The 17,768-nt window shown below is 39.1% G+C and carries 18 protein-coding genes; 17 read left to right on the top strand and 1 reads right to left on the bottom strand.

Going from position 1 to position 17,768, the window contains the following annotated elements:
• Nucleotide 1 precedes the first annotated feature (1 nt).
• The 15 genes from miaA to AC6I5B_RS09170 all read left to right on the top strand — a co-directional run bounded on the left by miaA (nt 2) and on the right by AC6I5B_RS09170 (nt 15,109).
• A complete protein-coding gene (gene miaA, locus AC6I5B_RS09240) occupies nt 2–958 on the top strand; it encodes a tRNA (adenosine(37)-N6)-dimethylallyltransferase MiaA (protein WP_071143979.1) in 957 nt (318 codons plus the stop codon).
• Nucleotides 946–2,229 (top strand): methionine gamma-lyase family protein, encoded by a 1,284-nt coding sequence (locus tag AC6I5B_RS09235; RefSeq protein ID WP_022251053.1) that lies wholly within the window; start codon nt 946–948, stop codon nt 2,227–2,229. Before miaA ends, AC6I5B_RS09235 begins: the two co-directional genes overlap by 13 nt.
• Nucleotides 2,226–3,461 (top strand): BaiN/RdsA family NAD(P)/FAD-dependent oxidoreductase, encoded by a 1,236-nt coding sequence (locus tag AC6I5B_RS09230; RefSeq protein ID WP_004612571.1) that lies wholly within the window; start codon nt 2,226–2,228, stop codon nt 3,459–3,461. The genes AC6I5B_RS09235 and AC6I5B_RS09230 overlap by 4 nt, the downstream gene beginning before the upstream one ends.
• Nucleotides 3,458–5,059, top strand: a complete 1,602-nt coding sequence (locus AC6I5B_RS09225) for an NAD(P)/FAD-dependent oxidoreductase (protein WP_004612572.1) — start codon at nt 3,458–3,460, stop codon at nt 5,057–5,059. Before AC6I5B_RS09230 ends, AC6I5B_RS09225 begins: the two co-directional genes overlap by 4 nt.
• Before the next feature lie 108 nt (nt 5,060–5,167).
• Complete coding sequence (locus AC6I5B_RS09220) at nt 5,168–5,428, top strand: DUF4321 domain-containing protein (RefSeq protein ID WP_004612573.1); 261 nt, start codon at nt 5,168–5,170, stop codon at nt 5,426–5,428.
• Between the two features lie 34 nt (nt 5,429–5,462).
• Nucleotides 5,463–6,161 (top strand): RadC family protein, encoded by a 699-nt coding sequence (radC, locus tag AC6I5B_RS09215; protein ID WP_004612574.1) that lies wholly within the window; start codon nt 5,463–5,465, stop codon nt 6,159–6,161.
• An 18-nt stretch (nt 6,162–6,179) separates the two neighbouring features.
• Nucleotides 6,180–7,202 (top strand): rod shape-determining protein, encoded by a 1,023-nt coding sequence (locus AC6I5B_RS09210; RefSeq protein ID WP_004612575.1) that lies wholly within the window; start codon nt 6,180–6,182, stop codon nt 7,200–7,202.
• A 1-nt stretch (nt 7,203) separates the two neighbouring features.
• Nucleotides 7,204–8,067 carry a rod shape-determining protein MreC gene (mreC, locus tag AC6I5B_RS09205; protein WP_022251056.1) on the top strand — a complete coding sequence of 288 codons (864 nt, stop codon included), beginning with the start codon at nt 7,204–7,206 and terminating at the stop codon, nt 8,065–8,067.
• Nucleotides 8,068–8,084: 17 nt separating this feature from the next.
• Nucleotides 8,085–8,603 (top strand): rod shape-determining protein MreD, encoded by a 519-nt coding sequence (gene mreD / locus AC6I5B_RS09200; protein WP_022251057.1) that lies wholly within the window; start codon nt 8,085–8,087, stop codon nt 8,601–8,603.
• Nucleotides 8,584–11,502 carry a penicillin-binding transpeptidase domain-containing protein gene (locus tag AC6I5B_RS09195; RefSeq protein ID WP_004612578.1) on the top strand — a complete coding sequence of 973 codons (2,919 nt, stop codon included), beginning with the start codon at nt 8,584–8,586 and terminating at the stop codon, nt 11,500–11,502. Before mreD ends, AC6I5B_RS09195 begins: the two co-directional genes overlap by 20 nt.
• Nucleotides 11,503–11,594: 92 nt before the next feature.
• Nucleotides 11,595–12,386 carry a septum site-determining protein MinD gene (gene minD / locus AC6I5B_RS09190; protein WP_004612579.1) on the top strand — a complete coding sequence of 264 codons (792 nt, stop codon included), beginning with the start codon at nt 11,595–11,597 and terminating at the stop codon, nt 12,384–12,386.
• A gap of 14 nt (nt 12,387–12,400) precedes the next feature.
• Entirely contained in the window at nt 12,401–12,631 is a 231-nt protein-coding gene (gene minE, locus AC6I5B_RS09185; RefSeq protein WP_004612580.1) for a cell division topological specificity factor MinE, read from the top strand.
• On the top strand, nt 12,628–13,743 hold the full coding sequence (locus AC6I5B_RS09180) for an FtsW/RodA/SpoVE family cell cycle protein (RefSeq protein ID WP_173690988.1): 1,116 nt from the start codon (nt 12,628–12,630) through the stop codon (nt 13,741–13,743). Before minE ends, AC6I5B_RS09180 begins: the two co-directional genes overlap by 4 nt.
• Before the next feature lie 12 nt (nt 13,744–13,755).
• On the top strand, nt 13,756–14,151 hold the full coding sequence (locus AC6I5B_RS09175; RefSeq protein ID WP_022251060.1) for a methylglyoxal synthase: 396 nt from the start codon (nt 13,756–13,758) through the stop codon (nt 14,149–14,151).
• On the top strand, nt 14,135–15,109 hold the full coding sequence (locus AC6I5B_RS09170; RefSeq protein WP_022251061.1) for a D-alanyl-D-alanine carboxypeptidase family protein: 975 nt from the start codon (nt 14,135–14,137) through the stop codon (nt 15,107–15,109). The genes AC6I5B_RS09175 and AC6I5B_RS09170 overlap by 17 nt, the downstream gene beginning before the upstream one ends.
• A 17-nt stretch (nt 15,110–15,126) precedes the next feature.
• On the opposite strand, the gene AC6I5B_RS09165 is transcribed toward AC6I5B_RS09170, so the two are convergent.
• Nucleotides 15,127–15,333, bottom strand: a complete 207-nt coding sequence (locus AC6I5B_RS09165) for a DUF378 domain-containing protein (protein WP_022251062.1) — start codon at nt 15,331–15,333, stop codon at nt 15,127–15,129.
• Nucleotides 15,334–15,417: 84 nt separating this feature from the next.
• On the opposite strand from AC6I5B_RS09165, the gene mnmL reads away from it, so the two are divergent.
• The gene (gene mnmL / locus AC6I5B_RS09160) at nt 15,418–16,365 is read left to right on the top strand and encodes a tRNA modification radical SAM protein MnmL/YtqA (protein WP_004612585.1); all 948 of its coding nucleotides are present in this window, start codon (nt 15,418–15,420) and stop codon (nt 16,363–16,365) included.
• A gap of 11 nt (nt 16,366–16,376) precedes the next feature.
• A complete protein-coding gene (locus AC6I5B_RS09155; RefSeq protein ID WP_044987138.1) occupies nt 16,377–17,759 on the top strand; it encodes a biotin/lipoyl attachment domain-containing protein in 1,383 nt (460 codons plus the stop codon).
• Nucleotides 17,760–17,768: the final 9 nt, after the last annotated feature.

The following is a 17,768-nucleotide window of genomic DNA, read 5'->3' as shown; positions in this document are numbered from 1 at the left end:
TATGAAGAAACCAATTATTATTTTAACAGGACCGACGGCAGTCGGCAAAACAAAAGCGTCTATCGAGCTTGCAAAGAAAATCGGTGGGGAGATCATTTCAGCCGATTCCATGCAAGTTTACAAATATATGGACATCGGTTCCGCCAAGATCCGCTCAGAAGAGATGCAGGGAGTACCTCATTATTTGATTGATGAGCTAGAACCGGATGAAGAATTTCATGTAGTGCGTTTTCAGGAGATGGCAAAACAGGCAATGGAAAAGATTTACGCAAATGGACATATTCCAATTGTGGTAGGTGGAACCGGATTTTACATTCAGGCATTACTCTATGACATTGACTTTACAGAAAGCAATGAAGACTCTTCTTACCGAGAAGAATTAGAACGGCTTGCAAAAGAAAAAGGTGCCCAATATCTCCATGAAGAACTTCGAAAGGTGGATGAAAAATCTGCTGAAACGATTCATGCAAACAATGTAAAACGTGTTATTCGGGCATTGGAGTTTTTCAAGCAGACCGGACAGAAAATCTCCGAGCATAATGAGACAGAACGTACAAAGGAGTCACCTTATGATTTCTGCTACTTCGTTTTGACAGATGATCGAAAACTTTTGTATGACCGCATCAATCTGCGTGTGGATCAGATGGTGCAGGATGGATTATTGGAGGAAGTTCAGTCGTTAAAAGAACGGGGATATACAAAAGATATGGTCTCCATGCAAGGACTTGGTTATAAAGAGATTTTGGACTATCTTGACGGCGATTGCACGCTTGAGGAAACAATCTATATTTTAAAACGAGACACACGGCATTTTGCAAAGAGGCAGCTCACTTGGTTTCGAAGAGAACGTGATGTGATCTGGATCGATAAAAGTCAATATGATCATAATGAAGCCAAAGTCGTAGATATGATGATTACGAAAATACAAGAAAGGATACCTTATATATGTTTGAAATGACAGAGATGTATAGAGAGCTTGGAATCTCAGAAAAAGTATATCAGTTTGGAAAAGAAATAGAAAAGTCACTGGAAGATCGTTTTGATCAAATTGACAAGGTGACAGAATTTAATCAATTGAAAGTGATTCGCGCGATGCAGGAAAGTCGTGTCAATGAAGCCTGCTTTAATTATGCAAGCGGATACGGATACAATGATCAGGGACGTGACACGCTGGAAGAAGTTTATGCAAAAACATTTCACACAGAATCTGCTTTGGTACGTCCGCAGATTACCTGTGGGACACATGCACTTGCACTTGCACTGAGCGCCAATCTAAGACCGGGAGATGAATTGCTCTCTCCGGTTGGAAAACCGTATGACACACTGGAGGAAGTAATTGGGATTCGCAAATCAAAGGGTTCTCTTTCGGAATATGGAATCACATACCGACAGGTAGATCTGTTAGCGGATGGCACATTTGACTATGAAAATATCAAAAAAGCAATTCATGAGAAGACAAAACTGATCACAATTCAGAGATCGAAAGGATATCAGACACGTCCAAGCTTTTCCGTTGCACAGATTGGACAATTGATCTCATTTGTGAAGAAGATTAAACCAGATGTAATCTGTATGGTCGACAACTGTTATGGAGAGTTTGTGGAGACAATCGAGCCAAGTGATGTGGGGGCAGATTTGATTGTCGGATCACTTATCAAAAATCCAGGTGGCGGACTGGCGCCGATTGGCGGTTACATAGCCGGTAAAGAGGAATACATTGAAAACTGTGCTTATCGTTTGACGTCGCCGGGACTTGGAAAAGAAGTAGGGGCTTCACTTGGGGTGATGCAGTCTTTTTATCAGGGCTTTTTCCTTGCACCAACGGTTGTCGGAAGCGCATTAAAAGGCGCCATTTTTGCGGCAAACATCTACGAAAAACTTGGCTTTTCTGTGATTCCAAACAGCACAGAAAGCAGGCATGACATTATACAGGCAGTGGAACTTGGCACACCGGAAGGTGTTATCGCATTCTGTCAGGGAATTCAGGCTGCCGCACCGGTTGACAGCTATGTATCACCGGAACCTTGGGCAATGCCTGGATATGACAGTGATGTGATCATGGCTGCCGGAGCATTTGTACAAGGTTCATCTATTGAACTAAGTGCCGACGGACCGATCAAACCTCCATATGCAGTTTATTTTCAGGGAGGACTTACCTGGCCGCACGCAAAACTTGGGATTCTCATGTCTTTGGAACATTTAGTGAGAAAAGGAATCGTACAGTTATGAAAAAAAGACATGTAATCATCGTAGGCGGAGGAGCTTCCGGAATGGTCGCTGCAATTTCGGCCGCAAGAGAAGGCGCGAAGGTGACAATTATAGAACATCAGAATAAACTCGGAAAAAAAATCTTATCTACCGGAAACGGAAAATGTAATTTGACCAATGAGTATATGGTAGCAGAATGTTTCCGCGGTGAAGATCTCTCGATTGTCGATACTGTGTTAAAGAAATTTGGCTATAAAGAGACAGTTTCCTTTTTTGAGTCGTTAGGTGTTCTCACAAAAAGCAGACAGGGGTATATCTACCCTGTTTCAGAACAGGCATCCGCAGTGTTGGATGTCCTTGTGATGGAATTGGAAAAACTTTCAGTCGATGTTATTCTAAATGAGCATGTAACTTCCGTTTCACAAAAAAAAGAGCAATTTACAGTTGTGGCGGGAAACAAAAAATATTGTGCGGATGCGGTAATTTTGGCGACAGGTGGTAAGGCAGCCGCAGTATTGGGGTCTGACGGAAGTGGCTATGCATTGGCAAAACAATTTGGTCATACGATTTCTCCGGTTGTCCCTGCACTTGTACAACTTCGCGGGAAAGGCACCTATTTTAAACAGGTGGCGGGCGTTCGCACAAATGCGAAGGTATCCGTGCTGGTCGACGGAGATTGTCAGGCTGCTGACACAGGAGAGCTTCAGCTTACAAACTACGGTATTTCCGGCATTCCTGTTTTTCAGATCAGCAGATTTGCAGCAAAGGCGCTCAAAGAGAAGAAGTTGGTAGAAGCAGAGATTGATTTTTTCCCTGAGGCTGATGACAACGAGTTTTGCATATTGATGGAAGAACGAAAACGACAACATGCTGATAGAACGGCAGAGGATTTCTTTGTAGGGATATTTAATCGTAAGCTAAGCGAGTTGTTTTTAAAGCAGGCATATATCCCATTGCATATAAAAGCTTCCGAAATCCGATCTGATAAATGGGAAAAATTGTTTTCTCTGTGTAAGCATTTTCAGGTGGAGATCGAGGAGACAAATCCTTTTGAACAGGCACAGGTTTGTGCCGGTGGAGTACGCACAGATATGATAAATCCGGCTACGATGGAGTCTGTTCTTGTGAAAGACTTATATATCACAGGAGAACTGATGGATATTGACGGAATCTGCGGAGGATATAATTTACAATGGGCGTGGGCAACTGGTTTTCTTGCCGGGAAGCACGCGGCGAAAGGAATGGAAAGATGATTCGAATCAATCAGATAAAACTGACTCCAGATAAGGGCAAAGAGGAGTTGGTTCAAAAGGCAACAAAAATACTTCGTATTTCTGAAAAAGAGGTACTATCTTTAAAAATTCGCAAACAGTCCATTGATGCCCGAAAGAAACCCAATATTATGTATGTCTACACCGTGGATGTGGAGGTTTCAAATGAGCAAAAGATTATGAGACGTCAAAAAGGAAATCAGGTGACACTCATCCACGAGACACCTTATGACTTTCCAAATTCCGGTACCAAGAAGATGGAACACCGACCGGTGGTCATCGGAAGCGGACCGGCAGGATTATTTTGCGCATATTTGCTTGCCGAGCATGGATATCGTCCGGTTGTATATGAACGTGGCGCTTCTGTAGAGGAACGAAAAAAAGATGTGGAACGATTTTGGAACGAACAGATTCTAAATCCGAACTCCAATGTACAGTTCGGAGAGGGCGGTGCAGGAACATTTTCAGATGGAAAACTAAATACACTTGTCAAAGATCCAGTTGGAAGGAACCGGAAAGTGCTGGAAATCTTTGTGGAAAACGGTGCGCCAAAGGACATCCTGTACAGTCATAAACCACATATTGGAACCGATCTTTTGATTACAGTTGTAAAAAATATGAGACAGCGGATTTTAGATTGGGGCGGTGAAGTACATTTTCACAGTCAGATGACGGATATTCATGTGGAAGACGGAAAGCTTACGGCAATCACGGTGACAACTGATGCTGAAAGTATCCGCTGCCCGGCAGAGATACTTGTACTGGCAATCGGGCACAGCGCCAGAGACACTTTTTCCATGCTCTATGAAAGACAGATTCCGATGATCGCTAAATCATTCGCAGTAGGTGTCAGAGTTGAGCATGACCAGGAAATGATAAATTGTGCTCAGTATGGTGAAAATGTACCTTACGATCTCCCTGCCGCTCCATATAAAGTGGCAGCAAATTTGGAAAATGGAAGAGGTGTTTATTCGTTCTGCATGTGTCCGGGAGGATATGTCGTCAATGCTTCCTCTGAGGAAGGTCGGCTCGCCGTAAATGGAATGAGTTATCATGCGCGGGATGGGAAAAATGCAAATAGTGCGATCATTGTGACAGTAACACCTAAAGATTATGGTTCGGAGCATCCACTGGCTGGCGTTAGATTTCAGCAATTGCTGGAAGAACGGGCGTATCAGGTGGGAAAAGGAGCGGTCCCGGTACAGTGCTTTGGAGATTTTTGTGAGAATAAAGTTACAGAGCATTTCGGAAAAATTGAACCTCAGATAAAGGGAGCGTACACGTTTGCGAATGTTCGTGCAATTTTTCCAAAAGAAATTGGTGATTCTATTGAAGAAGGAATAAAAGTGTTCGACAGACAAATACATGGTTTTGCAAAAGATGACACGGTGTTATCTGGCGTGGAGAGCCGTACATCTTCTCCTGTTCGAATTCCTAGAAATCAGGAACTTCACCTTGAAAATCTGCGGATTTACCCGTGTGGAGAAGGTGCAGGATATGCAGGCGGAATCACTTCGGCAGCGATGGATGGAATAAAAGTGGCTGAAATGATCGCAAAGGAATTTACATTTTTCGACTGATTCGTCACAATTTATTCAGAAAAATTTAATGTGTTAACTATGTACACCAATTTTAAATTGTGGTAAAATAAGTAAAGTTTGTGGAGTAAGAAACGAGGTGGAGTACAAATGAAGAGGGCAGGAGGGAAGAATTCCTGGGCGTTATTTCTCTTAATGTTGGCAGGGATTGTTCTTGGCGGGTTTATAGGAACGCTTACAGCAGATATGCCTGGATTTGCCTGGTTGAACTATGGGCAGTCTTTTGGATTTGATAACCCAATTGTGTTAAATCTCGGTATATTGGTTATTACATTCGCATTAAATATCAAAATAACAATCGCAAGCATTATTGGACTTGTTATATCTGCAATTATTTATCGCTTCTTATAGCAATGCTATCGTGTCAAAGAGTCTGTACAAGAGAATGAATCAAACATGCACAATCAAAGAAATGTTGGAAGATGAGCGGCCGTATGAAAAGTGTCTCCGCTATGGAGTCGAGAACTTGTCAAACGCAGAGCTGCTCGCGGTTCTTTTGAGAACTGGGACAAGAGGTACAAACTCTTTGGAGATGGCGCGTAATATTTTACGCACATCGGAGCAGGAAGAGGACAATATTTTGGCAGTGCACCAGCTTACAATGGAAAAGCTGAAGGCAATCAAAGGAATCGGAACAGTAAAAGCAACTCAGATTTTATGCCTCTCGGAATTGGCAAAGCGTCTTTCGAAGGCCAGTGTAAAAGAAAGTCTGATTTTTACGTCTCCGTCTACAATCGCAGATTATTATATGGAAGATCTGCGTCATCGGAAGCAGGAACACATGAAACTTCTGATGCTGAATACGAAATCAAAACTCATTGGTGAGACTGATATTTCAAAAGGAACAGTTAACGCTTCTTTAGTCTCTCCAAGAGAATTATTTATAGAAGCTCTTGAGAAAAATGCAGTTTCCATTATACTGATGCACAATCACCCAAGCGGTGATCCGACACCAAGTAAAAATGATATACTGCTGACTAAAAGAGTGACAGATGCAGGTAATCTGATTGGAATTGAATTATTAGATCACATTATTATTGGCAATAATTGTTATATCAGCTTTGCTGAACAGAGGCTTTTATGACAATCGAAAGGATATACAATGTTTGGAAATATATATGGACTGGATCTTGGCACTTATGAGATCAAAGTTTATGATAAAAAAAAGAATGCCATATGGCGAGAAAAAAATACAATTGCTATTGCAAATGAAGATGAGATTTTTTCTGTGGGTGACGAGGCATATGAGATGTTTGAAAAAGCGCCTGACAATATAGAAGTCGTCTTTCCGATGAAAGAAGGCGTGATTTCTCACTTTTATGATATGCAATACTTATTGAACAATCTGCTGAAAAAGGAACGCCATTTTGCACGTGGCTCAAAATATATAGTAGCCGTTCCGACTGATGTGACGGAAGTTGAAAAAAAGGCATTCTTTGATTTGGTTGTACATTCTACTGCAAAGGCAAAAGAAGTCAATGTTGTAGAGCGGGCAGTCGCAGATGCGATCGGGATTGGGCTGGATATTCAGAATTCTCCTGGAATATTTATTGCCAATTTCGGTGGTGAGACAACAGAGCTGTCCGTCCTCGCATCAGGCGGTATGGTCTTGAATAAATTAGTAAAGACCGGAGGTGCTATGCTTGACAATGCAATCAGCAGCCTTGTACGTCATACTACAGATTTTTTGATCGGACGACTGACTGCGGAAAAATTACGGCAGCATTTTGATGTCTTCGATGAAAAGACGGACACTTCCATGGAGGTTGCCGGCAGGGATTTGATTACCGGTGTTCCACAGCAGAAAGAGATTTCCGTCAATCTTGTAAGAGCGGCGGTTAAAGAGCCTTTGGCTGCCTGTATTCGAGAGATTGACCTCCTATTGGAACGAACACCGCCTGAAGTCCGAAAATCAATTGAGATGAACGGGATTTATGTTACAGGCGGGCTCGCTCATATGAAAGGACTTGCCGAATACATAGAAGGAAGAACCGGTATTAAAGCACAAGCTGTCAAGAATCCTGATGTTTGTGTGGTGGAAGGTCTCAAACAGATCATTCAATCAAAAGAATTGAGAAAATTGACATTTTCAATGTTAGATGAAAATTATAGGTGGATGGGATAATATGAAAACAAAAAATCAAACGACATTAGCAAGTAAATATTGGTTATTGATTCTTTCATTAATCTGTATCATTTTGATGGGACTGTCACTTGTGACAGATAAAGTGAATGGGCCGCTTCGGACAGTGGCAAATTACACGATTGTTCCGATGCAGAAAGGAATCAATAATATTGGATTGTGGATGAGCGATCTAACTCAAAATTTTGAAACATTAAAAGAAGTAAAAAGCAAAAATGAGAAACTGCAGAAAACTGTGGACGAATTAACGATTGAGAACAATCGTCTGCAGCAAGAGCGTTATGAATTAGAACGCCTTCAGGAACTTTATGCGCTTGACCAAAGTTATGCGGATTATAAAAAAGTCGGTGCACATGTCACCGCGAATGATTCCGGTAACTGGTTCAGTTCTTTTACCATTGATAAAGGAGAAAAAGATGGTATCAAAAAGGATATGAATGTCATGGCTGGAACCGGTCTTGTGGGAATTGTGACAGAAGTCGGACCGAATTGGGCACGTGTACGCTCGATCATAGATGATTCCAGCAATGTCAGCGCGCTGATTTTGTCGACTTCGGATAAATGTATTGTAAAAGGGGATTTAACGCTGATGAACGATGGGAAAATTCGTTTTGAACAGCTTGCAAATAATGGTTCCGAAATAAAAGAAGGAGAACAGGTTGTTACTTCACATATCAGCAGCAAATATCTGCAGGGAATTTTGATCGGGTATGTCAGTGAAATCACAACGGATGCAAACAACCTTACAAGATCGGGATATATTACACCTGCTGTTGACTTTCAACATTTACAGGAAGTACTTGTCATTACAACTACAAAAGAGGAGATGCTGGAGAAAGAAGAATAGTAGAAAGGAGTACTGTTTTGAAAAGAAGAGTCATCACTGTTTTAATTATTGTTGTATGCTTTTTATTAGAGTGTACCGTTTTTCAAAAAATTGCATTTGCATCCATCACACCGAATCTTTTGATTGTAATCACATCAGCATTTGGATTCATGCGCGGTAAAAAGGAAGGTATGTTTGTCGGCTTTCTTTCCGGTCTGCTTGTCGATATATTCTTTAGTGAGCTGATTGGATTTTACGCTTTAGTTTTTATGCTGATTGGCTATGTAAATGGTTTCTTCAAGCGGATTTTTTACGCTGAGGATATTAAACTTCCATTGATTTTGATTGCGGCAAGTGACTTTATTTATGGACATATTGTGTGTATTTTCATGTTCATTATTCGAAGTCGGTTCAATTATCTATATTATTTGAACCATATCATTATGCCGGAATTAATATATACTATTTTAGTAACATTAATTTTATACCAGCTTATTTTGCATATTAACCAAAAATTAGAAGCAGAAGAAAAAAGGAGTGCAAGTAAATTTGTTTAATCGTCTAAAAGATTCTATTCTAGAAGTATTAAAGTCAAGATTATTTGTTTTGATTGTTGTTTTTTGTATTTTATCTGCAATTTTGATTCAGCGTGTATTCTATTTACAGATTGTAAAAGGGGAAGATTACCTGAACAACTACAAATTGAAGATTCAAAAGACAAAAACCATCCAAGGAACTAGAGGAGTTATATATGACCTCAACGGGGAGGTGCTTGCTACAAACAAGCTCGCTTATTCCGTACAGATTGAAGATAATGGTTCTTATGAAGATACCAAACAGAAAAATAAACTTATTAATAAAACAATCAATAGCGTCATTGATATGGTAGAAAAAAATGGAGATTCGATTGTAAATGATTTTGGAATTATTCTAAACTCTAATAATGAATATGAATTTCTTTACTCGGAAGGTACCAGAAGACTGCGTTTTCTTGCCGATATTTATGGATATACAACAATTGATAAGTTATCGGAAGATGAAAAAAATTCTACGCCGCAGGAAGTCATGGATTTTCTCTGTGCGAATAAGCGTGGAAAATCTTGGGGATTTGGTATTGATCAGGAAAAATACGAAGAAAAATATGGAAAATCCCGTGTCCTTCAGCTTGTGACAATCCGATATGGAATGCATTTAAACAGTTTCCAGAAGTATATTCCAACAACCATTGCTTCTGATGTCAGTGACCAGACAGTGGCGGTTATCATGGAAAATCTATCTGATCTTCAAGGAATCAGTATCGGAGAGGAATCTCTGAGAGAATATCCGGACAGTAAATATTTTTCATCCATTCTTGGATACACCGGAAAGATCTCTCAGGAAGAGTACGACGATCTGAGCGAAGAACAGCAGAAATCGTATTCTCTGACAGATATTGTAGGAAAATCAGGTATCGAGCAGACAATGGATGAATATCTGCAAGGTGAAAAAGGAAAAGAAACGGTATATGTCGACAGTGTGGGAAAAGTTATTGAAAGCAAGAAAGATAAGGAGCCGAAGGCAGGCAATAACCTTTATCTTTCTATCGATAAGAATCTGCAGATTACGGCGTACAATTTAATAGAGGAAAAGCTTGCAGGTATTATTTTGAAAAAAATGACGACGGCTCTTGATTATACCAGAGATCCAGAGGGAAATTCCGATATTATTATTCCGGTCGGTGATATCTATAATGCATTTTTCGCAAATGAGATTTTAGATATTGATCACTTTGCGACGAGTGAGGCACAGGCGACTGAGCAGGAGGTCTATGCTGCATACAGTCAAAGACTGGATACTGCCATTAATGAGATTATAACAGAGCTGCAATCTTCATCAGCAGAACCATATGAAGATCTGTCGAAAGAGATGCAGGCATATATGAATTATATTGAGGCGGATCTACTTACTTCCAAGACGGAAATTATTATGAAAGATAAAATTGATACGAACGATGAGACCTATAAAGCTTGGAAAACAGATGAATCAATCAGTTTGAAAGAGTACTTGAATTATGCCATTTCAAAGAACTGGATTGATACTTCTGTCATTCAGGATTACGTATCTTCCGACGAAAAATATTCAAATGCCGGAGAACTGTACCAGGGAATATTAACGTTTATCAATGACTATCTGAAAACAGACAGCAATTTTGAAAAACTTATTTACCAGTACATGATCAAAGATGGAACGCTTCGTGGAAGTCAGGTATGTATGCTGTTATATGAACAAAATGTACTTCCGCTTGATGAACAACAGGATCAATATAACAGACTTGCATCAGGATCAATATCGGCGTATGATTTCATTCGCAGCAAGATTGAAAGTCTGGAAATTACCCCAGGGCAGTTAGGTGTTGAACCGTCCACCGGATCATTTGTTATGACTGAAGTTGCGACAGGAAAAACACTTGCACTTGTCTCTTATCCGGGATATGACAACAATCGACTTGCCAATACAATGGATTCAGACTACTACAATAAATTGTATGTAGATCTTTCACAGCCGTTTTACAATAAAGCTACTCAAGAGACAACCGCACCTGGATCTACCTATAAGATGGTATCCTCAGCGGCGGGGCTTTCAGAAGGTATTATTACCGGAAGTACTACGATTGGATGTTATGGACCATATAAAAATATTACCCCTAGTCCGAAATGTTGGATTTATCCTGGAGGGCACGGCAACTTAACCGTAACCGGTGCGCTGGCACATTCATGTAACAACTTTTTCTTTGATGTCGGATATCGTCTTGGTTTATCATCTGAAGGAAATTACTCTTCGGATGTCGGAACTGACAAACTTGCGAAATACGCGGAGATGTTTGGTCTTGGAGAGACTTCCGGTCTTGAAATTCCAGAATCTGAACCTCGTGTCAGTGATGAGGATGCTGTCCGTTCTGCAATCGGACAGGGTACAAACCTCTTTACAACAAGCCAGCTTGCAAAATATGTGACAGCTATTGCAAATCGAGGTACCGTGTATGATCTTACACTTTTGAGTAAAATTGAAGATGTTGACGGTAATCTTGTCAAAGAGTTTGAGCCTACATTATATAAACAGATTGAGGAAAGTGAAATTAGCAGTAGTAGCTTTGATTTGATTGAAGAAGGTATGGAACAGATGGTAGAACGCGACAGCCGCTTTAAAAGCGTGCGGGATGGCGGAATCCAAATGGCAGGAAAGACCGGTACTGCACAGCATAGCAAAGCGCATGCGGACCACGTATTGTTTGTGGGATACGCACCAGCTGATGAACCGCAGATTGCAGTCAGTGCACGTATTGCATATGGATATAATTCTGGTTATCCTGCTGAGATCGGAAGAGATATGGTTAGAAAATATTTTAATCTGGCAGATGATGCCGATCTTGTAACCGGAACTGCTTCTTCACTTGGTTCAGAGATACGAGGAGATTAACCGGAAAATACGTTCAGAACCCTTTTTAAAGCACAAAAGAAAAATGTCAAACAGACCCGCAGATATAAAAAAGCATGTAGGAGGAATTTAAAATGGGTGAAGTTATTGTAGTTACATCAGGGAAGGGTGGCGTTGGAAAGACAACAACGACTGCCAATCTAGGAGCAGGGCTTGCAAAATTAGACAAAAAAGTTGTGGTGATTGATACGGATTTAGGACTTCGAAACTTAGATGTTGTCATGGGACTTGAAAATCGTATCGTATATAATCTGGTAGATGTCATTGAGGGAAATTGCCGTATGAAACAGGCGTTGATCAGGGACAAGCGATATGACAATCTCTATCTTCTGCCATCAGCGCAGACAAAAGATAAGTCTGCAATCTCTCCACAGCAGATGAAAAAACTGACGGAAGAATTAAAAGAAGAATATGATTACATACTTTTGGATTGTCCTGCCGGAATTGAACAAGGATTTCAAAATGCAATTGCAGGAGCAGATCACGCAGTCATTGTAACAACTCCGGAAGTATCAGCAATCCGTGATGCAGACCGCATTATCGGATTGCTGGAAAAAAATCAGATAAAAAAAATTGACCTGATCATCAATCGTATCCGAATGGATATGGTAAAAAGAGGAGATATGATGTCAGTAGAGGATGTTACTGAGATTTTAGCAGTCAATCTTTTGGGAGCAATTCCGGATGACGAACAGATTGTGATTGGAACAAATCAGGGAGAGCCTGTTATCGGACTTGACTCCATGGCAGGAAAAGCATATTTTAATATTTGTAAGCGGCTTTTAGGTGAAGAAGTTCCGTTCCTGAATTTAGATTCCAATACCGGTTTCTTCACCAAACTGACTCGTATTTTTCAGAAACATTAGGAGGTGCTGCAAAGATGGCCGTATTTGAAACAATCAAAAGAAAACCTTCTGTTTTAATTGCAAAAGACAGGCTGAAAGTATTACTTGTTTCAGACCGCGTAAACTGTACACCCGATGCATTAGAAAAAGTACAATTGGAATTGTATAAGACAATTTCAAAATACATGGAAGTAACTCCGGAGACGTTTGACGTTCAATTTACACGTTCAACAATATTTATTAAACTTACAGGAGAAGAATCGTGAAACTATCGAAACCCTATCATATAAAAGATTTTAAATTTTTATTAGTGTTGTCGGTGCTTGCACTTTCCATAATTGGCGTTTTAGCTGTCGGAAGTGCCGAGCCATCATCGCAGATGAAACAGATTATTGGTATCATAATGGGAATTATTGTTATGGTGATAATCTCTATGATTGATTATGAATGGCTATTAAATCTATATTGGCTGATTTATGGTTTTAATCTGCTTTTATTGTTATATGTACACTTTTTGGGAATGGAATTAAATGGTGCAAAGAGGTGGATCAATTTAGGTTTTACAACATTGCAGCCTTCTGATTTTACTAAAATTTTTATGATTTTGTTTTTCGCAAAATTTTTGATGAATCATGAAGCGCGTATGAAGGAACCACTTACAATTGTAAAGTCTGTTTTACTGATTGCACCTTCTCTGCTTTTAATTTATAAACAGCCAAACCTTTCAAATACACTTTGTATTGCGGCGCTGTTTTGTATTTTGATGTACATCGGTGGATTGAGTTACAAGTTCATTGGCACTGCACTTGCAATTGCAATTCCGGCAGCAATCATTGTTGTCAGCATCGCTGTTATGCCAAACCAGCCATTTTTGAAAGAATACCAGCAAAAACGTATTCTTGCCTGGCTGGAACCGGAAAAATATGCGGATGATACTGCTTATCAGCAACAGAATTCTATTATGGCAATCGGTTCCGGACAGCTGAAAGGAAAGGGACTAAATAACAATACGACAACCTCTGTAAAGAACGGAAATTTCCTTTTGGAGGCTGATACAGACTTTATTTTTGCAATTATTGGTGAAGAATTAGGATTTGTGGGTTGTTGTATCGTCATAATTTTGTTATTATTAATTGTAATACAATGCATTTTAATAGGGCTCCGAGCCCAGAACCTTGCGGGGCGGATTATTTGCGAGGGAGTTGCCGCACTGATAGCGATTCAAAGTTTTATCAATATCGGTGTGGCTACAGGAGTATTGCCCAATACCGGACTCTCTCTTCCGTTTGTCAGTGCAGGTTTGACATCTATTGTATGTTTTTATATGGGAATTGGATTTGTTTTAAATGTAGGATTACAACCGAAAAAATACCAGTAAGGAGTGGGAAATATGAATATAGGATTAATTGCACATGATTCTAAAAAAACTTTAATGCAGAATTTTTGTATCGCATACAGAGGAATTCTAAGTAAACACAATTTGTTTGCAACAGGCACAACAGGACGATTGATTGAAGAGGTGACGAACCTGTCTATTCACAAGTATTTAGCAGGACCTTTAGGTGGAATGCAGCAACTTGGAAGTCAGGTAGGACAGAATGATATTGATGCGCTGATTTTCTTGAGAGATCCATTGGCGCCAAAACCGCATGAACCGAATGTAAATGATGTAGTGCGTTTGTGTGATATGCACAATATTCCTATGGCGACTAATTTGGCAACAGCTGAATTGATTGTACTTGCACTTGACAGAGGAGATTTGGACTGGCGTGAGATGTATAGATAAAAAAAGACGCCTACTGTCCATCATTCTTATCATTGCGATATTGTCAGCTGGGTGTATTTCAAAAAAAGAAAAAATTGTAACAGAATATGAAACTACAAACTATGATCGATATTTGTATGAAGGGGAATTGTTTGCGAATCAATTATGTGTTTCCAATGAAAATGTTTCGCTGAATGACTTCGAAGTAGCTTCTTCTTTGCATGCAGCTGCATTATTCGGTGTAGATCAGAAGAAAGTATTTTTGTCGGAACACATGCATGACCGTTTGTTTCCGGCAAGTACAACGAAGATTCTTACTTTGTATTTAGCATTGAAATACGGCACACTTTCAGATGAGGTTACGGTAAGTAAAAATGCAGTATCTGTACCATCTGATTCTTCTGTAGCAGGTCTTCGAGAGGGCGAACAGCTTACGTTAGAAGATTTATTGTATGGACTAATGCTTCCATCTGGGAATGACAGTGCTGTTGCAATTGCGGAACATATTTCTGGCAGCGTCGATGCGTTTGTACAGTTGATGAATCAGGAAGCAAATGCATTGGGGGCTACAAATTCACATTTTGTGAATCCGCATGGCTATCATGATAAAGATCATTATACAACTGCATATGATTTGTATTTAATTTTTAATCAGGGAATTCAGAATGAGAAATTCGTTGATATTATATCTTCGCCAAGTTACACTACAGACATCAAGGAACCAGACGGTTCTGTAAGAAGCGTGACTTGGAGACAATCCAATTTATTTGTGAACGGAACCCGAACGGCACCGGAGAATGTGACAGTGGTCGGTGGGAAAACCGGAACTACAGATGAGGCCGGAGCATGTCTTGTTTTATATGAACAGGATAGTCAGTCGCGTCCGTATATTTCTGTTGTCATGGGAGCCGAATCGAAAAATGCACTTTATACTACAATGGATTCATTACTATCTACCATACCAGGGCTCTCACAATGAGAGCCCTATTTATATAGTTAAGAATCTCCCATATTGCCAATTCTGCCATAAAGACTGATCAGATACAGACCACACAGACCAATGACAGTATAGATGATTCTTGAAATCCAGCTTAAATTTCCAAAAAGAAATGTAACTAAATCAAATCGAAAAATACCGATTAGAAGCCAGTTGACTGCACCGATAATGACAAGTGTCAGACTTGTGTTATCAAACCATTTCATGTATATTTCCTCCTTATTTATCATCTATACAGTAGTATTCACTTTTGATAAAAAAATATACAGACGAAAAGGAACTATTTAGAGATGAAAGAACAAAGATTATATTATAAATATTCAGATTACTTAAAAGAAAAATATGGCGAAAAAGTTTATAAATTGCCTATCAATCTTCCAATCACCTGTCCTAACCGTTTAGACGGCAACGGGTGCAGCTTTTGTTCTGAAGTAGGAACTGGATTTGAAGCACTAGCTTCTCAGGTTTCTGTGACAGAACAGCTTGAACGTACCAAAATACTTATTGAAAAAAAATATAAGGCAAAAAAATATATTGCATACTTTCAGAATTATACAAATACATTTATGAAATTGGATGTCTTTCAGGCATATATTTGCGAGGCTGCAGCCTGTCTGGATATTGTGGAAATTTCAATCTCCACACGACCTGACTGCATTCAAAAAGAATATTTAGATGTCTTAAAATCTATAAGTGAAAAATATCAAGTTGCTATCAGCATTGAACTAGGTTTGCAGACAGTTAATTACCATACATTGGATACTATTAACCGCGGTCATGGATTAGCCGAATATATTGATGCAGTACTTATGATACAGTCATATGCCTTTCCAATCTGCACACATATTATTTTGAATCTTCCGGGAGATTCGATGCGAGATGCAATTGAAAGTGCAAAAATATTATCTGCTTTAAAAATAGATATTGTAAAAATTCATTCTTTATATATTGCAAAAAATACAAAGTTGTCCTATGAGTATGAAAGTGGTACAATCAAAATATGCAGCAAAGAAGAGTATATCCAAAGACTGATTGCTTTTTTAGAACATTTATCACCGGAAATTGTTGTAGAACGTTTATTCAGTCGTGTTCCGGAAAAAGACTCTCTTTTTTCTAATTGGAATACCAGCTGGTGGAAACTGCAGGATGAAGTGATTGCTAAAATGAACGAGCAGGAGTCTTATCAAGGAAAATGCTTCTGTTACCTTAATGGTAGTGCAATGAAAAAATTATCTTAGGAGGATTGGTTTTGTCATCATATACATCAAATATCAGAACTTATCGAAAAAAGAAATATATAAATATCGGATTGATTATTTTTGGAATCATTTTTTTGTATCTGATCGTGACTATTATTCTGTACCTGACAGCCCCTCGCATTACTCCCTATGAGGTGCGGGAAGGTTCAATTCTAAAGGATAATGCATACACTGGAATCGCTATTCGTACGGAAAACGTAACCTATGCTGATAATAGCGGATATATCAATTATTATACGACGGATAATAGTAAAGTACGTGCAGGAACTAATATTTATACACTGTCCAACGAAAAACTAACATTTTCCAATGGATCTTCTGAGGATAATGTCACATTAAGTGAAGAACAAAAAAATGCCTTGTCTTTAAAAATACAGACATTTAGTGAAAGCTTTAAAGATGCTTCTTTTTCAGACATGTATTTATTTAAGAATGAAATGGAAAGTTCTCTGCAGAGTATTTCCAGTCAAAGTAAGATGGATCAACTGAATAGCGCTTTGAGCAATGGAACTCTTTCAGACATGAATCTGTATTCAACTGCCGAGGATGGGATTGTAGTATATTCTGTAGATGGGATGGAAGGGTTGACAAAAGACACGGTAACTTTGGAATCTCTTGATAAGAGTAATTACCAAAAAACAGAATTTGCCAACAATACGAAAGTGAATGCCGGCGATCCTGTTTATAAGCTGGTTACGGATGAATCATGGACATTAGTAACAGAGATTTCAAAAGAAACCTATGATGTACTAAAAGAAAAAAAATCGGTAAAAGTCCGTTTTTCAAAAGATAATCAGACATTATGGGGAAATTTAGAAATTAAAGAGCTTGACGGACATATTTTGGCTTATCTCGGATTTGACAACTCCATGATTCGATATGCAAACGAACGTTATTTGGATATTGAATTGATTTTGGAAGACCAATCCGGGCTTAAGATTCCAAAATCTGCTGAGACAAAAAAAGATTTTTACGTAGTTCCTAAATCTTATATTACACAGGGCGGCAATAGCTCTGAGCAGGGGGTACTCCGGCAGACTACAGATAAAAATGGGGAAAGTATTACCGAATTTTTACCGGTTAATATTTATTATGAAGAAAACGAAACGGTATATTTAGATCCGAATGTATTTCAAGAAAATGATGTGATCATTAAACCGGAGTCTACAGAAACTTATCAGCTAAAAGAGAAAAAATCATTAAAAGGCGTTTATAATATCAACAAAGGATATGCAATGTTTAAGCAGATTAATATCTTAAGTGAAAGTGAAGAATATTACATTGTCGAAGAGGGAAACAGCTATGGGCTTTCCAATTATGATCGGATTGCATTAGACAGTACCGGAATCAAAGAAAATGATATTGTTTTTTAAAAGGAGTTT

This window comes from Faecalimonas nexilis (assembly GCF_059731825.1).
The sequence above is the reverse complement of the archived record's forward strand: the minus strand, read 5'-3'. Positions and strand labels throughout refer to the sequence as shown.